Here is a 23598-nt window from a genome sequence, read left to right as displayed (position 1 = left end):
TACTTCATCCCCATCTATGTATTAGATCAAAAGCGCCTGCACTGATGCAGGCGTTTCAAATTAAGAGGTTGCTCATGTTAGACCGCACTCCTTCTCGTGAATTGCAAGAACATCTTTGGGTTTTCCCGATGGACTATCCGATCAAATTGATTGGTAATGCAGGGGATGAACTTCGAGTGGCTGTTGTTGATATTTTGCAGAAGCACTTCCCTGAGTTTGATGGCGACACGGTAAAAGTTCAGCCGTCACGTACAGGCAAATACCACTCTTTAACTGCACAATTACGCTTTGAAGAGCTGGAACAAGTTCATGCCTTATACGCTGATCTTGCAGCCTGTCCTTTAATTAAGACAGCGCTTTAATTAAAAAGTCCAAAATACGAAAGTGTTTTGGACTTTTTTTTGCACTAAAAATAAGCTTCAACATTTTGATAAATAGCTATTTATCCTCCCCAAATCATTACATAATTAAGCTATTGACCATTTAAAAACTGTAAAGGATGTTCTGTTGTAATGAGTGCTGCAAAACCAACTTTAATCATTCGTTGTTTCAATGATCTACAAGATTACACGACGCGTTTTGAAGCAATGAAAGACTTCACAACTCATCGTGATGAAACTACACCCGATGAAGTTTGGCTGCTTCAACATCAAGATGTCCTGACCCAAGGACAAGCAGGTAAGCCTGAACATATTCTGCTGCACAGTAGTCTGCCGATTGTACATACTGATCGCGGTGGCCAAGTCACTTGGCATGGCAGAGGTCAATTGGTTGCCTATTTCCTGTTAGATCTCAATCGCCTGAAATGGCATGTCCGTACTTTGGTCAGTTTTGCAGAACAAGCCATGATTGATCTGCTCAAACAGTACAATATCGATGCTTATGCCAAACCAGATGCACCTGGGGTGTATGTGGATGGACGCAAGATTGGTTCACTCGGTTTTAAAATCCGTCGTGGGCGTAGTTATCATGGCCTTGCCCTGAATATTGACTGTGACTTAACTGGCTTTCAAACCATTAACCCATGCGGCTATGCAGGTTTAGAAATGGTGCGCCTGCAAGACTTACTTGAAGATTACCCAAGCTTTGAACAGCTCTGTGATACTTTCATTACTTATTTAAAAAATACCGATTTCTTTAATGACCTTGTAGTCAAATCTGAATAATTTACTTTTCAATTCTAATAAAATAAATTAGAGTAAATACTCTAAATTAGCTTTTGCATAATTTTAACAAGGGATACGCAAGTGATTTCAACCAAAGCAGTGAAGCCCACGTTGCAATTTGCCTACGTCAAACTCATGATGGATGTTGTGGGTCGTGGCCTCGTGATGGCAAGCCAAGTGGATGATGAAGTACAACAGGAAGTATCGAAGTTTCCTGTAGGTTTTATCCTTTCAATGAATGTTTTCCCCAATGGACCTGCATTTGTTGCTCGAGTAACCGAAGAAAAACAATTAGAGCTATTGTCCAATTACAAAGGCAAGCCTGATTTAACCATTACCTTCAAGCATTTAACCCATGCCTTTTTGGTATTTTCTTTCCAAGAAAGTACCGCGCAAGCCTTTGCTAATGACCGTATGATTGCCGATGGTGATGTTTCAAGCGCCATCCGTCTGGTGCGTTGCTTGAATAAAATGGAAGCCCTGATCTTACCTAAGCTAATCGCTTCACTTGCAGTCAAACGCTACCCTACTGAATTAACATTAAAAGAAAAATTCACGGGTGCAAAAAATATTTATCTTAAAGTCGCAAAATCATATCTCAAACGGAGCGCATAACATGGCTAAGCCTTATTACGAGTTTTTCTGTCCTGTAAAAGTCATTGCTGGTAACGCTGCCTTAGAGCATATCCCGTTTGAACTTGCGACGCTTGGCGCAAAACGCCCAATGATCATTACCGATAAAGGTGTCCGTGCCAATGGTTTACTTAGCCCAATCGAAGCAGCTTTTAGTACAACTGATGCGGTGATTGGTGCGATCTTTGATGATGTTCCACCCGATTCAAGCTTGGAAGTGGTTCGCTTAGCCGCAGAACTTTACCGCCAGAAAAAATGTGATGCAATCATCGCGATTGGTGGTGGCTCAGTCATCGACACCTCTAAAGCGACCAATATCTTGGTGTCTGAAGGTGGTGATGATTTATTACAATATTCAGGTGCTCATAACCTGCCAAAACCACTTAAGCCATTCTTTGTGATTCCAACCACCTCTGGTACTGGTTCAGAAGTGACAATGGTTGCTGTGGTGTCGGATACCCAACGCAATGTTAAACTGGCTTTTGCTTCTTATTATCTGATGCCACATGCCGCGATTCTTGATCCACGCATGACTCAGACTTTGCCGCCGCATCTGACTGCCATGACGGGTATGGATGCACTGACACACTGTGTTGAAGCCTATACCTGTTTAGCTGCCAACCCACTCAGTGATGCTTATGCCAGCGCAGGGATTAAAAAAATCAGCGAAAACCTGTTCAAAGTTTTAGACAATCCAAGCGATGCACAAAGTCGTTTAGAGCTTGCACAAGCATCCACCATGGCGGGGATTGCCTTCTCAAATTCAATGGTGGGCTTAGTGCACTCATTGGGTCATGCGCTTGGTGCAGTTGCCCATCTACCCCACGGCTTATGCATGAACTTATTCCTGCCATACGTGCTGGAATACAATAAAGAGATTAATGGCGACAAGATTGGTGAATTACTGCTACCACTTGCGGGTGCCGATATTTATGCACAAACTCCTGCAAACTTACGTGCAGACAAAGCCATTGCCACAATTTTAGCAATGCGTGATCGTCTTTTCAGCCTGACCAAACTGCCACGTACGTTACGCGAAACAGGTAAAGTCACTGAAGCACAACTGGATGAAGTTGCAGATAAGGCATTGAATGATGGTTCTATCATTTACAATCCGAAAGAAGCAAACTTGCAAGACATTCGTGCAATCTTACAAAAAGCATGGTAATACATTGAGTTAAATCAAGTATTGCTGCTTACAAGCCCCGATATTGATTGAGTATCGGGGCTTTTTAATTTTAAGTGAATCTTTATTCATCTATTTCTTTACCCAATTGGCAAAAAAATTGCTAAAAAAAGCATAAAAGTACTGACAATTTATAGTGTTTTAGGATAGATTGGCGCACTTTCGTTTTTTGTACGGGGGATCGTTTTTGTCTCAAATGATCCTTAACACTATGGCTGATCTTTGATCAACGATTATGAGGATAACGCCGTTGACAAATTTATCTGGGACTCAACCAACAGCGAAGCTTCAAAAGAATCTTGTGCTTTGGCACATCATCATTATTGGCTTGGCTTATATTCAACCATTAACTTTATTTGATACGTTTGGTTTAGTATCTGAAAGAAGTGGTGGTCATGTACCGACTTCCTACATATTTGCCTTAGTTGCAATTCTTTTAACGTCGATCAGTTATGGTCACATGATTCGTCGTTATCCGTCTTCTGGTTCTGCATATACCTATGCCCAAAAGTCGATTCACCCTAATGTTGGTTTTATGGTGGGTTGGTCTTCGTGGTTAGACTATTTGCTCTCCCCTCTGGTGAATATCATTCTTGCTGATATTTATTTGAGAGCACTCTTCCCAGAAGTGAACAACTGGATTTGGGTGATTGGTTTAACCGTGCTCATGACCGTGATTAACCTGTTTGGTGCACGTTTTGTTGCGCGTTTTAACAGTACCATTGTCGTGATCCAGCTCGGTGTCATTTTCTACTTTGTGTATCAGGTCTATATCCTGCTCACGCAAGGTGTTTATGCCGATGGCACACTGAATCCAGACAAAGCTGAGTTATGGTCACTTGCGCCATTCTGGAATGAAATGACCTCTGTCGGGGCGTTAATTGCAGGTGCAACGGTCCTATGCTTCTCATTTACAGGCTTTGATGCGCTTTCTTCACTTGCAGAAGAAACCAAAGATGCTGAGAAAACTTTGCCACGTGCAATTTTCACTACAGCCTTGGTTGCAGGTATCATCTTCATTGTCAGCACCTACTTTATTCAGCTTTACTTTCCAAGTAATCCAAGCACCTACTTCAATCCACTGGACGAATCTCAGCCCGTGATGGTTGCAGCGATTGGTAGCCTTGCATTTAAGACCATGGTTTTATATTTTGCAGTCGTGGCAGTGATGGCATCAGGTATTTCGGCACATGCAGGTGTATCGCGTTTAATGTATGTGATGGGTCGTGATGGCGTGATCAATAAGAAATTATTCGGTCATATTAGCCCACGCTTGCATACGCCAACTTACAACATCTTGATTGTGGGTGTTGTTGCGTTGTCTGCTGGTTTCCTTGATCTTGAGCATATCGTGAACTTAATTAGCTTTGGTGCATTAACTGCATTTAGCTTTGTTAACTTCTCGGTGATTTCTCGCTATGCATTGCGAGATGGTAAGAACAAGACACCAAAAGACATTATCAGCTACATCATTATCCCAACACTGGGTTTTGCCAGCGTGTTTATGATGTGGTTAGAAATTGATAAATTGGCTTTACAGATTGGTCTGGCTTGGGCAGTAATCGGTGTCGGTTATCTTGCTTATAAGACTAAAGGCTTCAAATACAATGCGCCACAGCATAATGAATTTGATGACAGACATTAATCTGATGAGGTAATAAAAAAGGCGCTGAATGCGCCTTTTTTATAGCTTGAAAATTTAGCCGTGCAGCTTTTCAACAATCGATTTCACACGTTTTGCATAAAGCTTCGCTGTTTCCAAGTCCCCTGTTGGGATCTCATCAGTACTTGCATCTGATGGTGACTGAACCAACAAACCAACCGAACCACCTAGATTATTTACATCTTCACGTTTTGCATTTTTAGTATTGGCAGGCAACAAACCTAAACTCACCCAAATACCGCCATGCTGAGAAGCCAAAGTCTGTAACTGAATCAGGGTCACCTGCTTATCACCATTCAGGCTCGCGCTATTGGTAAAGCCCGCAAACACCTTGTCTTGCCAACCACGGGTAAACCAGATTTTTGAAGAGGCGTCAGCAAACTTCTTAAACTGCCAAGGGGCTGCCGCCATATAAGTTGGCGCTCCAAACACAATACCTTGCGCATTATTGAGCGTTTGCCAATCCTGTTCCGTAATCTCACCATTCTGATCAATTTCAATCAGAGAGGCGTCAATCGCACCCGCAAAAGTTTCCGCAACCACTTTGGTATGGCCATAGCCTGAGAAATAAACAACTGCAATTTGTGTCATGAGAATATCCAAAATTTTTCAAAAGTTCGATTTAATGATATATTTTAGAAACTAGGTGTCAATTAGTTACCAACTGGTAACTACTAAGATCCGATTGAGAAAATGAGGGTTATCGCTATGAATCAGGCATTAAAATACGATATTTATCAACAACATTGCCCTGCTCGGTTATTTTTTGAAAAAATTGCAGATAAATGGGTACTGATGATCATCAATGTACTTGCACGAGAAACCCAACATTTCAATCTATTGAAAAAAAGCATTCAAGGCATCTCACCTAAAGTATTGTCACAAAAGCTAAAAATGTTGGAAAGAGATGGATTTATCGAGCGCCAAGTGCAGGATACCGCTCCAATTCGAGTTGATTATTCACTCACCACACTTGGTTTAGAGGTGGCAGAAATGGCGTATCAACTCAAAGATTGGGCAGAAAGCAATATTGAACAGGTGATTTACGCTCAACGACGTTTTGATACGATACAGGAACAACAATTCGAATAATGCTGTGAGGTGTCTATGTACCCACAACCTTTAATTGCTGTAGCCGATGTCGAGAAAACCAGTCAGTGGTATCAAACAATACTTGGCTTAGAAAGTGGTCATGGCGGCAAAGACTATGAACAGTTGCTGTATGAACAGCGTATGGTGTTGCAACTGCATCAATGGCAAGCGCATGAACATCCATATATTGGAGATCCGAAACGGCTGATTGGGAATGGCGTTTTGCTTTGGTTTGAAAGCGATCAATTTGATGAGATTGTCAAAAAGCTACAAACTCACCAAGTTGAAATTTTAGAAGGTCCTAAATACAACCCGAACGCGCATCATCGCGAAATTTGGTTTAAAGACCCAAATGGTTATACGCTGGTTGTCGCAAGTCCATATGGCGATATCTAAAGCACGATAAATCAGAGTTGTTTAAAACCCTGTTGTCGCCACGCTTCATAGACAATCACAGCGGTTGCATTTGAGAGGTTTAAACTTCTTGAATTTTCAGCCATCGGTAAACGAATCCACTGCTCTTGCGGAAACATTAAACGCACTTGCTCAGGCAGACCACGGGTTTCAGGTCCCATTAACAGGGCAACTGGACGGTTCAGATCAACCGTATGCGGTGTCGCTGTGCCTTTCGTAGTGAGCGGAAAAACATGCTCCACACCCTTCGCTTTTAAATCAGCAAGGCAAAGCTCGATATTGTCCCAAATTTGCATTCTTGCCCATTCATGGTAGTCCAAACCTGCACGTTTCAACTTTTTATCATCCAGCTCAAAGCCTAGAGGTTTGACCAAATGGAGTTGCGCACCGGTATTGGCACATAGACGAATGATATTACCTGTATTCGCTGGAATCTCAGGCTCGTATAGGACGACATGAATCACAAATTTTCTCTACTTTTCATAATCCCTCCTAGCCTCCCTTTTTCAAAGGGAGGAACTCCCCCTCTTTTTTAAAGAGGTGAGGAGCGCTTATAGCTCCGCAAGGAGGGATTCTATTGCCATTTTAACTGTTCACGTAGACTGACCACTTCACCAATGATGGTTAAAGTCGGCGCTACGATCTGATGTTCAGATACTTTGGTCGCGATATCCGCCAATGTACCCACCACCACTTTCTGATCAGGGGTTGTTCCTTTAGAAATTAAGGCCACAGGCATAGTTGGACGCTGACCATGTGCAATCAATTGCTCACAAATACGTTCCAAACCGACCAAGCCCATGTATAACACCAAAGTTTGGTTTTCATAGACCAGTTCATTCCAAGGTAACTCAGGTGAGCCTTCTTTTAAATGCCCCGTTAGGAAACGTACACTTTGCGCATAATCACGATGCGTCAGTGGAATACCTGCATAGGCAGAACAACCTGAAGCTGCGGTAATACCCGGAACAACTTGGAAAGTCACATTGGCTTGCACCAATTCCTGAATTTCCTCTCCACCACGTCCAAAGATAAAGGGATCGCCACCTTTTAAACGACAAACACGTTTACCTTGCTGTGCATATTCCACCAATAAGGCATTGATGCCATCTTGTGGAACCGAATGATTAGAACGGGCTTTACCGACATAAATCTTTTCAGCATCACGGCGGCACAAATCTAGAATGGGCGCAGACACCAAGCGGTCATAAATCACCACATCGGCTTGCTGCATCAAGCGCAAGGCTTTTAAAGTCAGCAGTTCTGGATCGCCCGGCCCTGCCCCGACCAAATACACCTCACCTTTCGGTGCAGTCCATTCTGTTAAAGCCTGCTCAATCAGATCATTGGCTACATCAATATTGTCATTGAAAACCTGTTCTTTCAGCGGACTAGTGTACAAGTTTTCCCAGAAGATACGACGTTCATCTGGATTGGCAATTTTGGCTTTCACTTGCTTACGCCATTGCCCCGAAAACTCAGCCAATTTACCCATACCATGCGGCACGATGGTTTCGATCTGAGTACGCAACTGTCTGGATAAAACGGGTGATGCACCATTGGAAGCAACAGAAATCACCAACGGTGAACGATCAATAATCGCAGGCACCATAAAACGGCAATGTGGAATATCATCGACACTATTGACCAGCAGGTTACGCTGTTCACACTGTTCAAATACGCTTTTATTGACGTCAGGCTGGTCTGTCGCAGCAATCACTAGGCGATAAGCTATTGCCAAAACATTTTCAGTGAAAAGTGATTGAATATATTGCCCTGCCGATTGCTCAACAAGTTGACGTAATTCAGGAAGGATGTCTGGTGCAATCACATCAACAATTGCACCAGCTTTGACGAGCAGGTTTGCTTTGCGGTAGGCAATATGCCCACCACCCACAATCAGACAACGTTGCTGCTGCAACTTTAAAGAGATTGGGAAAATTTCCACGTCACGCCTCTATATTTTCAATCTGATTGAGCTAAAGCAAAAACTATGCACAAATTCGATGCAAAGTTTAGTCGATGTAGCTAACACCGCCCATATATGGACGTAAAACTTCTGGAATCTCGATTGAACCATCAGCGCGTTGATAGTTTTCCATCACGGCAAGCAAGGTACGACCAACTGCCAAACCTGAACCATTCAAGGTATGCACCAATTCGATCTTCTTCTGATCGACACGGTAGCGTGCTTTCATACGGCGTGCTTGGAAATCACCCACATTTGAGCAGCTTGAGATTTCACGATAAGTATCTTGGCTTGGTACCCATACTTCTAGGTCATAAGTTTTGACAGCACCAAAACCCATGTCACCACCACAGAGCAAAATCTTACGGTACGGTAAGCCCAATGCCTGCAAAATGCCCTCTGCGTGTGCAGTCAATTCTTCAAGTGCCTGCATAGAGTGCTCTGGTTTTACGATTTGCACCATTTCAACTTTGTCGAATTGATGTTGACGAATTAAACCACGGGTATCACGACCATAAGAACCCGCTTCGCTACGGAAACATGGGGTGTGTGCAGAATATTTCAGTGGTAAACGATCCGCATCAATAATTTCGTCACGGACAAAGTTAGTCACCGGCACTTCAGCGGTTGGAATCAGGTAATACTCTTTTTCACCTTGTAGCTTGAATAAATCTTCTTCAAACTTAGGGAGCTGACCTGTACCACGTAAGCTGTCTGCATTGACCAAATATGGTACATAAGCTTCGGTATAGCCATTTTTAAGCGTGTGTGTATCGAGCATGAACTGGGCTAAAGCACGTTGTAAACGCGCCAAAGGTCCTTTCAATACGCTGAAACGTGAACCTGTTAATTTAGTCGCTGTTTCAAATTCCAGACCACCCATCATTTCACCAAGATCGGTATGGTCTTTGATTTCGAAATCAAACTGGCGTGGTGTACCCCACTTCAAGATTTCAAGGTTATCGCTTTCATCTTTACCAAAGGGAACAGATTCGTCTGGCAAGTTTGGAATTGCGAGAGACTTTTGCTCCAGCTCAGCTTGCAACTCAGCCAAAGCCACTTCTGCAGCTTTGATTTCATCACCAATGGCCGCCATACGTGCCATGATCTCAGAAGCATCTCCACCTGATTTTTTGATTTGACCGACTTGCTTGGCACCTGCATTACGCTCTGCTTGTAAGTTTTCAGCTTTGGATTGCAAATCTTTACGGCGAGCTTCTAAATCAGCCCACTCTTGTACATTTAGCTGAATACCACGTTTTGCCAAAGCAGCATTGACTGCTTCAATATTATTTCTGAGTAATTTTGGGTCGATCATAATCAATCATGAATAGAGAAAAAACTGGCTATAGTGTAAGGCTTTAACCTAAAAAAATACAGCGATTGACAATTAAAGTCTTAGCACCTACAGCTAAGATATAGGTGCTGACATGCACTAATTAGGATCTTTAGGCAAGCTTGGTAAGTATTCTGCTTTTACAAACTGCTTGGCAGCATAATATGGCAGCGTCAATTCACTCATACCTTCCGCATAAGAAGCCAATTCATACAATGGATAGACGAAGACGATACCGTTTACCCCATAGTAATAGTTATCACTGACCTGTAGTTGCTCTTTTTTAATGCTGTGGTCTTCCAACCAGTTTTGATTGGATGCATACAGTTCATCACGCAGTTTGGTATTCATATCGGGTTTAAGCAACTCACTGACCGTGATATGTTTTTTATTGGTCAAATCAAAATTCACAAATTCTTGATGTGACATCCCATGTGCAGCACCTGCAGAATATGAATAGGTCTGAATCGCAAAAGTCGCTAAGTTATAGTTTTGCCCAACAAAGCGCACATAAGTACTGCTTTCACTTTGTGATGCTTCATCCGCAGGAACTTTTACTTTTTGATCCGCAATATTCGAAAATGCATTCGGTTCCGCTTTTTTCATCCGATTGACAAAATACTCATCAATCCATTTCTGATTGGTTTCAACTGTTTGTAAATCATAATTGGTACAACCATCTTCCAAACAGACTTTTTGTTTTGGAATTTTAACCGTCACCACTTTTGCATGAATCAATGGAATATCCACTTTTTCAGTTGCCGCTGCGGTCTCTTTTTTAGGTTGGCAACCTGCGAGCGCAACGACGGTCAGGATAGGAAGAAGTGGAATAATTTTTGATAATTGTGAAGTATTCATCGTCATGCAAGTCTCTGATGTTTTTCTTCACTATACAAAGCCTTGCCCTGAGATGAAATTAAAAAATGTATCCAAGCTTCACATAAAAAAGCCGCAACATGTGCGGCTTTTAAATTAAGTAAACAATTACTGATCAATAATATCGGTACCCTTAGGTGGCGTGAAATTAAACACTGAGGCTGGAATCGCCTGATTCACTTTAATATTATTGAAACGAACATAAGTGGTTTGACCCAAAGAGTCTTGTAATACCATCAAATTCGGTGCCTTATTGCCACCAAAACTAATGGTTAAACTTTGGAATGCACCATCTTCCTGTTTTGGATATAAGGTGTAATACAGTTTAGTACGGTCAGGCTGCGTCACACGATAGGACTGCATGATCTGGTTGGTATTACCCGATAACAATAATGCTGGGGTATTGGCAATTTGATCATCTAAGCTTTGACGCACCGCTTGCTGCAAATCTGGATCATAAATCCACACCACTTTACCTGTCGTCACAATGGTTTGTTTGGCCGGACTGGTGGTTTCCCAATAAAATTTCCCCGGACGCTCAACTTTCATGGTTCCTTTAAAGGTTTGATTCATATGTTGAGCAGTTAAACCTTTTTTTTGTATTGCTTTATTACTGGTTGCCACTTTTGTGGTTTGTTCAAAATCTGCGGTGAATCGTTGCAAGCCAGATAACTGTTGAACCAAACTTGTGGTCGCTTGCTGAGCCGATGCAGCTACAGGTGCAGCGAATACCTGACTACTCACAACAGGAGCAAGTGTCATTGCACTTAACGTTGCAGCATAAGCCATTTTTTTTACGAAATTCATAAAAACAACCTTCTATCAGATTTCTACTGGTATGACGACATCTTACTGTTTTTGATCATTAAAAAAATGAAGAAAAGCAACGGTTTTGTGTAATTCGTGTCGCAAAGTTCTGCATTATGTATGAAGTTGCAACCTTTATGTAGAGATTGTAAGGATGAAATTCAACTTTTCGGCCATTCACCAACTAAGGACTTCAATGCCAGATTAGAGAAATTATTCATCAACAATGCTCTAGACGAAAAATAAGAGTTTGATAACCTAAAACCAATAATTTAAAAAGCACCGTCCATGAAAAGCCTTGCCTTTATACACCGAAATGACACACGATTTGCGATTGGCGATTTTTATCCAGCCCTTTCTGTCTTTTCTTATCAGGAACTGGGTAATACCACCTCGCCCTTTTTATTGCTAGATCATCTAGGCCCAGGACGTTTATCACCCAAAAGCACGAAAAAAGGTGTCAATGAACATCCACACCGCGGCTTTGAAACAGTGACCTTTGTTTTTGCAGGTGAATTACAACACCAAGATTCTACAGGTCAAGGCGGCATCATTGCGCAAGGCGATGTTCAATGGATGACGGCAGCTTCTGGTATTCAGCATACAGAACATTTTAGTCCAGAGTTTCGTGAGCGTGGTGGATACTTTGAAATGGTGCAATTGTGGGTCAACCTTCCCGCAAAAGATAAAATGTCAGCACCACATTATCAAAGCTTACTGAATCACAAGATCCCAAAAGTCATTCTCGAAAATAATGCAGGCTATGTTCGTATCGTGGCCGGACAGTTCCAGAATATTCAGGGGATCGCCGAAACCTTTAGCCCGATGAATGTCTTTGATGTACACCTAAATAAAGGACAGCAACTCACTCTGCCTGCCAATCATGGCGACACGACTTTAATTTATTTACGTAAAGGCAAGCTTCAGTTCGCAGCGCATGAAGACCGCTTAGAAGAACAGGCCTTAGCGGTGATGTCGAGCTTTGATACAAATGTTGTGATCACTGCCTTAGAGGGTTGTGATCTGCTATTTTTATCCGCACCGCCCTTACAAGAACCAATCAATGGACATGGTTTCTTTGTGATGAACAGTTATGAGGAAATTTTAAAGGCTTACGAGGACTTAAAAACAGGAAACTTTGGAACAGCTTCCGACTAAACTACAATTCAAAATTGATATACATAAAAAAACCCGCTCAAAGCGGGTTTTCTCGAACTATTAAAACTTAAGCTTCAACAGTTACATAGCGACGGCCAAATTGACCTTTCACTTCAAACTTTACTACGCCGTCAGCAGTAGCAAATAAAGTATGGTCACGGCCCATACCAACATTTGCACCAGCGTGGAACTCAGTACCACGTTGACGAACGATGATGTTACCAGCAGTTACAGTTTGACCACCGTAAACTTTAACACCTAACATCTTAGGATTCGAATCACGACCGTTCTTCGTCGATCCACCGGCTTTTTTAGTTGCCATGTCTATTTACTCCTCGTGTTAGCCTGCGATACCAGTAATTTTCAACTCGGTAAACCATTGACGGTGACCTTGTTGCTTACGGTAGTGTTTACGACGACGCATTTTGATGATGCGGATTTTGTCGTGACGACCATGGCCAACTACTTCTGCAGTTACTTTTGCGCCAGCAACAACTGGAGCACCGATTTGAATGTTGTCACCGTTAACAACCATTAATACGTCATCAAACGTAATAGTCGCGCCAGTTTCAGCTTTCAATAATTCTACTTTAAGGGTTTCACCCTCAACAACACGGTGCTGTTTACCACCGCTTTGGATTACTGCGTACATAATGTACTCCAACTTGCCCGTGTCGTCGTGCCGATAAAGGGATATACCGATCTTAAGACGAACGCCACTGGGGTTATACAAGGGGACAAATTTTAAGTGAAAATTGATCAAACGACAAGTGATTTTACATAAACACATGTATATCGATAACTTGCTTGGATTTTTAAGCAAAATCAATTAGATTGATGGCGAACTGTTTTGATTGATTCTGATCAAAATTTGAAATACATTTTTGAAAACAAATTGTGACAATAACAAACTGTGTTTTTACAGTGCCATAAGTAAAGTAATGGCGCTTGGTGGGAACTTCCCTTTTTTCTGTCTAATTTAAGACCAAAGAGCTCATCATCGTGTTTTAAATGACAGATTACGCAGTCTGTATAACTGTTTAGTCACAGATTAATTGATACACTTGGCAACACTACCCACCTATACGAGGTTTTTCTTCATATGGTTATCGATTTTAAGCAAGACATTCTCTCCCCTGTTGCGACAGATTTTGCTGCGATGGATCGCCTGATTAATGAAGGAATTAGTTCAAAAGTGGGCCTCGTCATGAGTGTCAGCAAACACGTGGTAGAAGCAGGCGGCAAACGCATGCGCCCGATTATGTGCTTATTGGCAGCGCGTGCTTGTGGACTCGCCAATATGCAACAGGCACAGCATTTGGCTGCGGTGATTGAAATGCTGCACACCGCAACTTTGGTTCATGATGACGTGGTAGATGAATCGAACTTGCGCCGTGGTCGTCCAACAGCAAATGCCACTTGGAATAATCAAACAGCAGTTTTAGTCGGTGACTTTTTAATCTCGCGAGCTTTTGATTTGTTGGTCGACTTAAACAATATGACCTTATTAAAAGATTTCTCGACTGGCACCTGTGAAATTGCAGAAGGTGAAGTACTGCAACTGCAATCGCAGCACCAACCAGAAACCACAGAAGAAACCTATTTAAGAATTATCCACGGTAAAACCTCTCGTTTATTCGAACTTGCCACCGAAGGTGCAGCTATTCTGGCGGGAGCAGAAGAATACCGTGAACCTTTGCGTCGCTTCGCAGGTCATTTTGGTAATGCCTTTCAGATTATCGACGATATTTTAGATTACACCTCTGATGCTGAAACATTAGGTAAAAATATTGGCGATGATTTAATGGAAGGAAAACCAACTTTACCGTTAATTTCGGCATTAGCTCATTCAACTGGCGAGGATCACGAGATCATTCGTCGCAGTATTGCAACGGGTGGTGTTGAGCATTTAGATAAAGTGATTGAAATTGTTCATCACTCGGGTGGCCTAGATTACTGTCAAAAACGTGCCCAACAGGAAACGGATGCCGCTTTAGAAGCGTTAAAAGCGCTGCCAGATAATGAATATCGCCAAGCACTGATCAATTTGACCTTAATGGCTTTACATCGACTACAATAATTTTCTGACCGCCTATGCATTTAACCTTATCTGATCTTTTTCTAAAAATGCAGGAACAGCTTGACCAACCTCAAGCTATTCTTGACGAACAACTACTGATTGAACTGGTCAATCGGATCCGTCCCAAAAATTCAAATGATGCGGATGAAGTCAAACAACGTATTCATGCGCTGATCAAAATATTATTACTGACTCCAACCTCAGCAATCCTGCTGCAAAATTTCTTACTTAAGCTCATTAGCCAATATAAACAGTTAAGCTTATATGCTGACAGCGGGATTCTATCGCTGGATGGTTTTTGGAACCAGCTGGGACAACGTCTAGGTGCGCATTTCCTCCCTTTAGTCGAAGACGGTCAACAGCTTAAAACCCTGATTGGGAAAGTGTTCCATCAAGAAAATGACAGTGAATGGCTCGATCTGATTGAGAATCAGGACTGGATTAGGCTATTCAACCTATTAGGTGAAAGCCAAAGCAATACCAAAGAAAAGCAGGTTTCAAAAAATGAGCTGATTAAAGCGATTACGGTATTGTCCTATCGGATTAGCGGTATCGGTTTATATCCTGAATTTATTAATGCTCAACCCGAAATTACCGAATATGAATCACCTTTTTTGGTACAAAACCGAGAAATCGTAGAATTCATCGAAAAATATAAAAAGCAGATTGATGATCAAGATGCGGTTGTTGTTTTGCCGCCACCAGACGCTTCACAAGCCTTTGTAATGCTGGATCAGTGTCGTGAAGTGGTGCTCAAAATTCGCCGTGCCACCAAACGGATTGGGGTTAGTATCAGCCTGACCTATTTATTATCACTATTAGAACAGGCGATTGATCGGATTGAACTGCTGCTGACTTTATTAGCCAGTCAAAATGATGCACGTTATACCGCATTGGGTGAGCTGATCGTCGATTTGACCAAAGCTCATTACAATGAAAAAAGTGTTCGTCATTTACTGACTTCAACCAGTGAATTGATTGCCTTACAGGTAACTGAAAACGCCAGTAAAACAGGCGAACATTATGTAAGTACCGACAAAGCTGGCTTCTTTGGTATGTACAAGGCAGCTGCGGGTGCAGGTGCAATCATTGCCACCATGGCAACGCTGAAAATTTTAACTGCACGCTTGGTACTTGCACCGTTTGGTCATGCCTTTTTATATAGTATGAACTATGCGCTTGGTTTTATGCTGATCCATGTATTGCATTTTACCGTGGCGACCAAACAGCCTGCCATGACTGCTGCAGCTTTGGCATCAACCGTACAGCAGCAAAAAGGCAGCAAGACCGCACAAATTGCCGAACTGGCCGCACTGATTATTAATATTATCCGAACCCAGTTCATTGCTATTCTAGGCAATATCTCGATTGCAATCCCAACTGCGGCACTGATTACCTTTTTATGGCAATACAATCTCGGTGAACCGCTGCTCAATCATGCCAAATCAGCCGCATTGCTACATAGTCTCAACCCCTTTACCTCATTGGCGGTTCCACATGCTGCAATTGCAGGTGTGTGTTTATTTTTCTCAGGCCTAATCGCGGGATATTTCGATAACTTGGCGGTTTACCGTAAAGTTGGCCCACGCTTAAAGCAGCATCGACGTTTAAAACGCTGGATGGGACAACAACGGTTGGATAAATTTGCCAACTATATTGAAACCAATCTTGGCGCATTGGCGGGTAACTTCTTGTTCGGGATCATGCTGGGTAGTATGGGAACGATTGGATTTATCTTAGGCTTGCCTTTAGATATTCGTCATATTGCCTTTGCTTCTGCCAACTTTATCCAAGGTTTAATGACCATTGGTGGTCCTGACATTGGTTTAATTTTAGTGTCATTCTTAGGTGTGATGCTGATCGGCTTAACCAACTTATTTGTCAGCTTTACCTTGACGATTATTGTTGCTCTACGTGCACGTCGTGTTCGTTTTGCACAATGGAAACCTTTAGCTAAGTTAGTGACAACGCATTTCTTAACTCGACCAAGTGATTTTTTCTGGCCACCTAAGCAACCCGTAGAAGTTGAAGAGCAAAGCAAAAACGTATCTTCACATCACTAACTTTGTACAGAAAAAACAGCGAAGTACAAGTCTAACATTTGAACTATTTTTACGTATAATCAAACCACCAAAAATAGTTCAAATGGGTTGGTATTCCCAGCGTCTATTGTTCAATAGATCACTTCTCAGCCATGGTATCCCTTTACCCGAAGGAGATACGATGACGTGAGTCTGTATCTCAATTTGAATGATAGAGATCAAAAAATGCTTCTATATTACTAACTATGTAAGAATTTTATGATGTATTTTGAATAAGTGGTTTGTTATTTCACTTTCGTCGAATCATGTTATATGGCAGATATTGTGATTTTCATGATGAATCGGATACGTAAAAAAACAGCTTCTTTCAATAAATACTGATGTCAATTGAAAATGAGATATACATCAAATTTTGTTATGTTTTTTTACTAGACCTTAAAAAAACACAGAAATGAAATTATCATAAAATTTCAAGACTTGACCAAAAGTGTACTCGCGAGTACACTTTCTAACACTCAACAACCCTGAACAATGGTTAAGCAAATAATGAGTAGCGCATGCCATACCTATTGCTTTGTATTGGTTGCTTTTTTTTAGGACTCGGTGTGATTGGGTTAATGAATTCCAACGCATCAACTTTAGACCTTTTTAGTGTTCAAGCTTTTTTTGAACACCGTTCATTTACGCTTAATCATGTGACAGTTCTGCTCTCTCGGCTCGGTGGAATGCCTTTTTTACTATTTTTAACAACATTTTTGTGTATTTACCAAACATGGATTAAAAATTATAAGAATGTGACGTTTATCGCTTTAAGTGTCAGTGGCAGCATTGTGATTGGTTGGCTTCTGAAATGGGGCATTGATCGGCCAAGACCAATGGAGTTTTATCACTTGGTTCAAAGTTATGGTGCATCCTTCCCAAGTGCCCATAGCCTTTATGCTGCAACCCTTGCGAGTCTAGCTATGTTGTTGTGTCAACAACATAAATATCGCACCAGTGTCATTTTAGTATCTACTTTATGGTTTATCTGCATGGGGATATCTAGAGTCTATGCGGGGGTTCACTACCCAACTGACGTACTTGCCGGTTGGGGAATTGGGTTGATTTGGACTTCGTTGCTTTGGTTTGGGCTGTATCAAAGCACTTTCAGCAACAATTTGTTTTTAGATAAAAAATCTAAATTGAGGTGGAATAATGATGTCGGCTAAGCTTTGGGCTCCTGCCCTAACTGCTTGCGCATTAGCAACAAGCATTGCGCTTGTTGGTTGTAGCAAAGATCCTAAAGATGCACAGCAAGCTGCTGCTGCTCAAAAAATGCCACCTCCAGAAGTTGGTGTCATTGTTGCGCAACCACAAAGCGTTGAACAAAACGTCGAACTGTCAGGACGAACCTCTGCATATCAAGTTTCGGAAGTACGCCCTCAAACAGGTGGCGTAATCTTAAAACGATTATTTGCTGAAGGAAGCTACGTTCAAGCAGGTCAAGCACTTTATCAAATTGATGCCAATACCAACCGCGCAACAGCAGACAATGCTCGTGCAACGTTATTGCGTCAACAAGCAAACTTAAATGCATTACGCGTGAAAGAAGGCCGTTATCGTCAGCTTGTGGGAACCAATGCGGTTTCTAAACAAGAATATGATGATATCAATGCTCAAGTAAAATTAGCTGAAGCTGATGTCGCTGCATCTGAAGCTGCATTAAAAAATGCTGAAATTACATTGGGCTACTCAACTGTTCGCGCACCAATTTCTGGTCAATCTAGCCGTTCTTCGGTGACACCAGGTGCATTGGTGACTGCAAACCAAGCCGATCCATTGGTGACAATTCAACAACTAGATCCAATCTATGTTGATATCAATCAATCGAGTGCTGAATTATTGCGTTTACGCCAACAACTCAGCAAAGGCAGCTTAAACAACAGTAACAATACCCGTGTCAAAATCACGCTGGAAGATGGTTCTGAATACCCAGTGGAAGGTCAACTCGCTTTCTCTGATGCAAGTGTGAATCCGGATACTGGTACTGTGACTTTACGTGCAGTCTTCTCAAATCCAAACCATTTGTTATTACCAGGTATGTATGCAACGGCTAAAATTTCGCAAGGAGTTTTGCCAAATGCCTATCTGATTCCTCAAGCAGCTGTATCTCGTTTACCAACAGGACAAGCAATTGCTTTAGTAGTAAATGCAAAAGGTGCGATCGAAACACGCCCAGTTAAAACTGTGGGTGTCAAAGGTCAAGACTGGATTGTAACTGAAGGCTTACAGGCTGGTGATAAAGTTGTTGTTGATGGTGTTGCCAAGGTAAAAGAAGGACAGGAAGTGTCTGCTAAACCTTATCAACCAAAAGCAGCTGAAGGTCAAAATGCAGCACCAAAAGCTGCTGAACAACAAAAGCAAGCCAATTCACCAAAAGCTGAACAAAAAGCAACTTCAGAAGCTTAAGGGGTAGATTGCATGGCTCAATTTTTTATCCATCGCCCAATTTTCGCTTGGGTGATTGCACTGGTCATTATGTTGGCGGGTATTATCACGCTGACAAAAATGCCAGTTGCACAATATCCGACAATTGCCCCCCCCACGGTAACCATTTCTGCAACTTATCCTGGGGCTTCTGCTCAAACCGTTGAAAATACGGTCACCCAAATCATTGAACAACAAATGAATGGTTTGGATGGCTTACGTTACATTTCATCGAACAGTGCGGGTAATGGTCAAGCATCAATTAACTTAAACTTTGCACAAGGTATCGATCCAGATATCGCGCAGGTTCAAGTTCAAAACAAACTGCAATCAGCAACAGCGCTTTTACCTGCTGACGTACAACGTCAAGGTGTAAAAGTGACTAAGTCTGGCGCAAGCTTCTTGCAAGTTATTGCTTTTTACTCACCAGATAACAGCCTTTCTGCATCTGACATTAAAGACTATGTGAACTCAAATATTTCTGAGCCACTGAGTCGTGTGGCGGGTGTGGGTGAACTCCAAGTATTTGGTGGTTCATATGCAATGCGTATCTGGTTAGATCCAGCAAAGCTGACGAGCTTTAACTTAACGCCTAATGATGTTGCAACAGCCATTCGTGCACAAAACTCTCAAGTTGCAGTTGGTCAGCTCGGTGGTGCGCCATCGACTGCGGGTCAAGTACTCAACGCAACCGTGAATGCACAAACCATGTTGCAAACCCCTGAACAGTTTAAAAACATCTTCCTGAAAAATACTTCAGGTGGTGCTCAAGTTCGTTTAGGTGATGTTGCACGTGTGGAATTGGGTTCTGATAACTACCAATTCGACTCGAAATTTAATGGTAGTCCTGCAGGTGGTGTTGCAATCAAACTTGCAACAGGTGCCAATGCACTGGATACCGCTGCCGCAGTTGAAAAGCGTTTATCTGAGTTACGTCATAACTATCCAAGCGGTTTAAAAGACAAGCTTGCGTATGACACCACACCATTTATTCGTCTATCAATTGAAAGTGTTGTCCATACACTGATTGAAGCAGTCGTCTTGGTATTTATCGTAATGTTCTTGTTCTTACAGAACTGGCGCGCAACGATTATTCCGACATTGGCTGTACCTGTAGTGGTATTGGGTACCTTTGCCGTGATTAATATCTTCGGATTCTCGATCAACACCTTAACCATGTTCGCAATGGTACTGGCCATCGGTCTGTTGGTAGATGACGCCATCGTTGTGGTTGAGAACGTTGAACGGGTGATGCAAGAAGAACATCTCGAACCGATTCCAGCGACTGAAAAGTCAATGAGTCAGATTTCGGGTGCCTTAGTCGGTATCACCAGTGTATTAACAGCGGTATTCGTACCAATGGCGTTCTTCAGTGGAACCACTGGGGTGATTTATCGTCAGTTCTCGATCACGCTGGTTACGGCGATGATCCTGTCATTACTTGTAGCATTAACCTTTACCCCTGCCCTGTGTGCGACCTTGTTAAAACAACACGATCCAAACAAAGAAGAAAGCAACAATATTTTCGCGCGTTTCTTCCGTTGGTTTAACCGTAGCTTTGAAAAACTTTCAGAGAAATACCAAGGCGGCGTCAATCGTATGACCCACCACAAGTTATTCTCTGGTGTGCTTTATATTGTTGTCATCGCAGCGTTGGTTGGTATCTACAAAGTATTGCCATCTTCTTTCTTACCAGAAGAAGACCAAGGTGTGGTCATGACCTTAGTTCAGTTACCACCGAGCGCGAGCTTGGAACGTACTGATAAAGTCATTGATACCATGACGGGTTACTTCTTGAATAAGGAAAAAGAAAATGTAGAGTCGATCTTTACAGTTGCTGGTTTCTCATTCACAGGGGTGGGTCAAAACGCGGGTCTTGCCTTTATTAAATTAAAAGACTGGAGTGAACGTACCACACCAGAATCACAGATTGGTGCCATCATTCAACGTGGTATGGCATTGAACATGATTGTGAAAGATGCGTCTTACATCATGCCATTGCAATTACCAGCAATGCCTGAATTGGGTGTCGCTTCTGGTTTCGATATCCAGTTGAAAGATGCAAGCGGTCAAGGGCATGAAAAGCTGATTGCTGCACGTAATGCAATTTTAGGTATGGCATCACAAGACAAACGTCTTGCAGGTGTACGTCCAAATGGTCAAGAAGATACACCTCAGTACCAAATCACCATTGATCAAGCGCAAGCAGGTGCAATGGGCGTCAGTATCGCTGATATTAACAGCACCATGAGCATGGCTTGGGGTGGTTCATATATCAATGACTTCGTTGACCGTGGTCGTGTGAAGAAAGTTTATGTCCAAGGTGAAGCGGATACCCGCATGATGCCTGAGGACTTGAACAAGTGGTATGTGCGTAATAACAAAGGCGAAATGGTTCCTTTCTCTGGCTTTGCCAAAGGTGAATGGACTTATGGTTCACCACGTCTAGAGCGTTATAACGGCGTATCATCTGTTAACATTCAAGGTACGCCTGCACCGGGTGTCAGCTCTGGTGATGCAATGTTGGCGATGGAAGAAATCATTGGTAAGTTACCCTCTATGGGCTTAACCGGTTTCGACTATGAATGGACCGGTTTATCTTTAGAAGAACGTGATTCTGGCAGCCAAACGGCTCCTCTGTTGGTTCTTTCATTATTAATCGTATTCCTGTGTCTTGCTGCACTCTATGAAAGCTGGTCAGTACCTGTTTCGGTATTACTGGTTGTACCTTTAGGTATCGTCGGTGCATTTACATTGACATGGTTAGGTATGATTATTAAAGGTGATCCAAACTTATCCTTTAACATTTACTTCCAGGTTGCGATTGTTGCCGTAATTGGTCTATCTGCGAAGAATGCGATCTTGATCGTCGAATTTGCGAAAGAATTACAGGAACAAGGCGAAGAACTATTTGAAGCAACATTACATGCTGCAAAAATGCGTTTACGCCCAATTATCATGACTACACTTGCATTTGGTTTTGGTGTATTACCATTAGCCTTGGCAAGCGGTGCGGGCGCTGGTAGCCAACACTCAGTCGGTTATGGTGTACTTGGTGGTGTAATTTCTTCAACTCTTTTAGGTATCTTCTTTATCCCTGTATTCTTCGTGTGGATTCGTAGTATCTTTAAGTACAAACCTAAAACTTTAAATACTCAGGAGCATTGATCGTGATGCAAACTGTATGGTCTATTTCCAGTCGTGGCATTGCAATCTCTGCACTCGCGCTATCTTTGGCTGCCTGCCAAAGCATGCGCGGGCCAGAGCCTGTTGTGAGTTCAGATGTTCCTGAAAGCTTCGCGTCTTATGGCAATGCTTCTGGAAAATCAATTGCGGAACAAGGTTACAAAGACTTCTTTGCTGACCAACGTTTACTGCAAGTACTTGATCTAGCACTTGCCAATAACCGTGATTTACGTACTGCTACGTTGAACATTCAAAAAGCGCAACAGCAATACCAAATTTCGGAAAACAACCAATTGCCAACAATTGGGGCAAGTGGTAGTGCTGTTCGTCAAGTCACCCCTACCCGTGACCCAAATAATCCTTATTCAACTTATCAAGTTGGTTTGGGTCTAACTGCTTATGAGTTAGATTTTTGGGGGCGTGTACGTAGCTTGAAAGATGCAGCTTTAGATAGCTACCTCGCAACACAAAGCTCACGTGATGCAACGCAGATCAGTTTAATCAGCCAAGTGACTCAAGCATGGTTAAACTACTCATATGCGAATGCACAATTGAAACTTGCGGATCAAACGCTAAAAGCTCAACAAGACTCGTTTAACTTGAACAAGAAACGTTTCGATGTAGGTATTGATAGCGAAATCCCTGTGCGCCAAGCACAAATTTCAGTTGAAACGGCACGTAATGATGTCGCGAACTACAAGACTCAAGTTGCTCAAGCTCAAAACTTGTTGAACTTGCTTGTTGGTCAGCCAGTTCCTCAGAACTTGCTCCCTCAACAACAAGTGGCGAGTATCACGCAACAAAACGTGTTTAGCGCTGGCTTACCAAGTGACTTGCTCAACAACCGTCCAGATGTAAAAGCATCTGAATACCAGTTAAGTGCTGCGGGTGCGAATATTGGTGCTGCTAAAGCCCAACTGTTCCCAACTATTAGCCTGACTGGTTCTGCTGGTTATGCATCAACTGATTTGAGTGACTTATTCAAATCAGGGAATGCGTTATGGTCAATTGGTCCAAGCTTGAATATCCCAATTTTTGACTGGGGTACTCGTAAGGCCAATGTCAAAATCTCTGAAACTGATCAGAAAATTGCACTTGCTAACTATGAGAAGTCAGTACAGTCAGCTTTCCGTGAAGTAAATGATGCTTTGGCAACACGTGCTAACATTGGTGACCGTTTAACCGCTCAACGTCGTTTGGTTGATGCAACTAATACAACATACAAGCTTTCAAATGCCCGCTTCCGTGCTGGTATTGATAGCTATTTAACCGTATTGGATGCACAACGTTCTGCTTATTCAGCAGAACAAGGTTTATTGTTATTACAACAAGCAAACCTCAACAACCAAGTTGAACTTTACAAAACACTTGGCGGTGGTCTCAAAGCCTCATCCAGTGAAACTGTAGCTCATCAACCATCGAGCTCTGAACAACATTACGCAAAAAAATAATTTCATCTTTTGCGCATAAAAAAGCTCACTTCGGTGAGCTTTTTTATTGCAACCATTGCCAATATTTCTTATC

Annotated in this window: 22 protein-coding genes; 14 read left to right on the top strand and 8 right to left on the bottom strand. The window is 42.3% G+C overall.

Annotated features, from left to right (window positions below; genetic code table 11):
• Positions 1-74 precede the first annotated feature (74 nt).
• The 5 genes from F885_RS01160 (at position 75) to F885_RS01180 (ending at position 4630) form a co-directional block, all read left to right on the top strand.
• Positions 75-362 carry a YbeD family protein gene (locus F885_RS01160; RefSeq protein WP_004652212.1) on the top strand — a complete coding sequence of 96 codons (288 nt, stop codon included), beginning with the start codon at positions 75-77 and terminating at the stop codon, positions 360-362.
• 150 nt (positions 363-512) lie between these two features.
• A complete protein-coding gene (gene lipB, locus F885_RS01165; protein ID WP_005322727.1) occupies positions 513-1166 on the top strand; it encodes a lipoyl(octanoyl) transferase LipB in 654 nt (217 codons plus the stop codon).
• Between the two features lie 81 nt (positions 1167-1247).
• A complete protein-coding gene (locus F885_RS01170) occupies positions 1248-1781 on the top strand; it encodes a hypothetical protein (RefSeq protein ID WP_005322726.1) in 534 nt (177 codons plus the stop codon).
• A 1-nt stretch (position 1782) separates the two neighbouring features.
• Positions 1783-2967: an iron-containing alcohol dehydrogenase gene (locus tag F885_RS01175; protein ID WP_005322725.1), complete on the top strand. Its 1185-nt coding sequence runs from the start codon at positions 1783-1785 to the stop codon at positions 2965-2967.
• 268 nt (positions 2968-3235) lie between these two features.
• A complete protein-coding gene (locus F885_RS01180) occupies positions 3236-4630 on the top strand; it encodes an APC family permease (protein ID WP_005192588.1) in 1395 nt (464 codons plus the stop codon).
• A 54-nt stretch (positions 4631-4684) separates the two neighbouring features.
• Here the strand turns inward: F885_RS01180 and F885_RS01185 are convergent, their stop codons facing one another.
• Complete coding sequence (locus F885_RS01185; RefSeq protein WP_005322723.1) at positions 4685-5239, bottom strand: flavodoxin family protein; 555 nt, start codon at positions 5237-5239, stop codon at positions 4685-4687.
• 117 nt (positions 5240-5356) lie between these two features.
• Here F885_RS01185 and F885_RS01190 point away from each other — a divergent pair, with 117 nt between their 5' ends.
• Complete coding sequence (locus F885_RS01190) at positions 5357-5740, top strand: winged helix-turn-helix transcriptional regulator (RefSeq protein WP_005205896.1); 384 nt, start codon at positions 5357-5359, stop codon at positions 5738-5740.
• Positions 5741-5755: 15 nt separating this feature from the next.
• Positions 5756-6136 (top strand): VOC family protein, encoded by a 381-nt coding sequence (locus F885_RS01195; protein WP_005322722.1) that lies wholly within the window; start codon positions 5756-5758, stop codon positions 6134-6136.
• Positions 6137-6147: 11 nt separating this feature from the next.
• On the opposite strand, the gene F885_RS01200 is transcribed toward F885_RS01195, so the two are convergent.
• The 5 genes from F885_RS01200 to lolA all read right to left on the bottom strand — a co-directional run bounded on the left by F885_RS01200 (position 6148) and on the right by lolA (position 11142).
• Positions 6148-6618 carry a tRNA (cytidine(34)-2'-O)-methyltransferase gene (locus F885_RS01200; protein WP_004803126.1) on the bottom strand — a complete coding sequence of 157 codons (471 nt, stop codon included), beginning with the start codon at positions 6616-6618 and terminating at the stop codon, positions 6148-6150.
• 110 nt (positions 6619-6728) lie between these two features.
• Positions 6729-8102, bottom strand: coding sequence for a siroheme synthase CysG (gene cysG, locus F885_RS01205; RefSeq protein WP_005322718.1), 1374 nt, complete (start codon positions 8100-8102; stop codon positions 6729-6731).
• A gap of 67 nt (positions 8103-8169) precedes the next feature.
• The gene (gene serS, locus F885_RS01210; protein WP_005205904.1) at positions 8170-9441 is read right to left on the bottom strand and encodes a serine--tRNA ligase; all 1272 of its coding nucleotides are present in this window, start codon (positions 9439-9441) and stop codon (positions 8170-8172) included.
• Between the two features lie 117 nt (positions 9442-9558).
• The gene (locus F885_RS01215; RefSeq protein WP_005322716.1) at positions 9559-10323 is read right to left on the bottom strand and encodes an RsiV family protein; all 765 of its coding nucleotides are present in this window, start codon (positions 10321-10323) and stop codon (positions 9559-9561) included.
• A gap of 120 nt (positions 10324-10443) precedes the next feature.
• Complete coding sequence (lolA, locus tag F885_RS01220) at positions 10444-11142, bottom strand: outer membrane lipoprotein periplasmic chaperone LolA (RefSeq protein WP_005322714.1); 699 nt, start codon at positions 11140-11142, stop codon at positions 10444-10446.
• 288 nt (positions 11143-11430) lie between these two features.
• On the opposite strand from lolA, the gene F885_RS01225 reads away from it, so the two are divergent.
• Positions 11431-12300, top strand: coding sequence for a pirin family protein (locus F885_RS01225; RefSeq protein ID WP_005322712.1), 870 nt, complete (start codon positions 11431-11433; stop codon positions 12298-12300).
• Between the two features lie 67 nt (positions 12301-12367).
• Here F885_RS01225 and rpmA read toward each other — a convergent pair whose 3' ends face one another.
• Positions 12368-12622, bottom strand: a complete 255-nt coding sequence (gene rpmA, locus F885_RS01230) for a 50S ribosomal protein L27 (RefSeq protein WP_004640422.1) — start codon at positions 12620-12622, stop codon at positions 12368-12370.
• A gap of 18 nt (positions 12623-12640) precedes the next feature.
• Positions 12641-12952: a 50S ribosomal protein L21 gene (rplU, locus tag F885_RS01235; protein ID WP_004652230.1), complete on the bottom strand. Its 312-nt coding sequence runs from the start codon at positions 12950-12952 to the stop codon at positions 12641-12643.
• A 450-nt stretch (positions 12953-13402) separates the two neighbouring features.
• Here rplU and sdsA point away from each other — a divergent pair, with 450 nt between their 5' ends.
• The 6 genes from sdsA (at position 13403) to adeK (ending at position 23525) form a co-directional block, all read left to right on the top strand.
• On the top strand, positions 13403-14380 hold the full coding sequence (sdsA, locus tag F885_RS01240; RefSeq protein WP_004803115.1) for an All-trans-nonaprenyl-diphosphate synthase: 978 nt from the start codon (positions 13403-13405) through the stop codon (positions 14378-14380).
• Positions 14381-14394: 14 nt separating this feature from the next.
• On the top strand, positions 14395-16443 hold the full coding sequence (locus F885_RS01245; protein WP_005205914.1) for a site-specific recombinase: 2049 nt from the start codon (positions 14395-14397) through the stop codon (positions 16441-16443).
• A 536-nt stretch (positions 16444-16979) separates the two neighbouring features.
• Positions 16980-17630 (top strand): phosphatase PAP2 family protein, encoded by a 651-nt coding sequence (locus F885_RS01250; RefSeq protein ID WP_005322703.1) that lies wholly within the window; start codon positions 16980-16982, stop codon positions 17628-17630.
• Positions 17617-18870: an efflux RND transporter periplasmic adaptor subunit gene (locus F885_RS01255; RefSeq protein WP_005205916.1), complete on the top strand. Its 1254-nt coding sequence runs from the start codon at positions 17617-17619 to the stop codon at positions 18868-18870. The genes F885_RS01250 and F885_RS01255 overlap by 14 nt, the downstream gene beginning before the upstream one ends.
• A 12-nt stretch (positions 18871-18882) precedes the next feature.
• On the top strand, positions 18883-22056 hold the full coding sequence (adeJ, locus tag F885_RS01260) for a multidrug efflux RND transporter permease subunit AdeJ (protein WP_005205917.1): 3174 nt from the start codon (positions 18883-18885) through the stop codon (positions 22054-22056).
• A gap of 5 nt (positions 22057-22061) precedes the next feature.
• A complete protein-coding gene (adeK, locus tag F885_RS01265) occupies positions 22062-23525 on the top strand; it encodes a multidrug efflux RND transporter AdeIJK outer membrane channel subunit AdeK (protein ID WP_005322700.1) in 1464 nt (487 codons plus the stop codon).
• Positions 23526-23598: the final 73 nt, after the last annotated feature.

The sequence above is a fragment of the Acinetobacter higginsii genome, assembly GCF_000369845.1.
Taxonomy (GTDB): domain Bacteria; phylum Pseudomonadota; class Gammaproteobacteria; order Pseudomonadales; family Moraxellaceae; genus Acinetobacter; species Acinetobacter higginsii.
The sequence above is the reverse complement of the archived record's forward strand: the minus strand, read 5'-3'. Positions and strand labels throughout refer to the sequence as shown.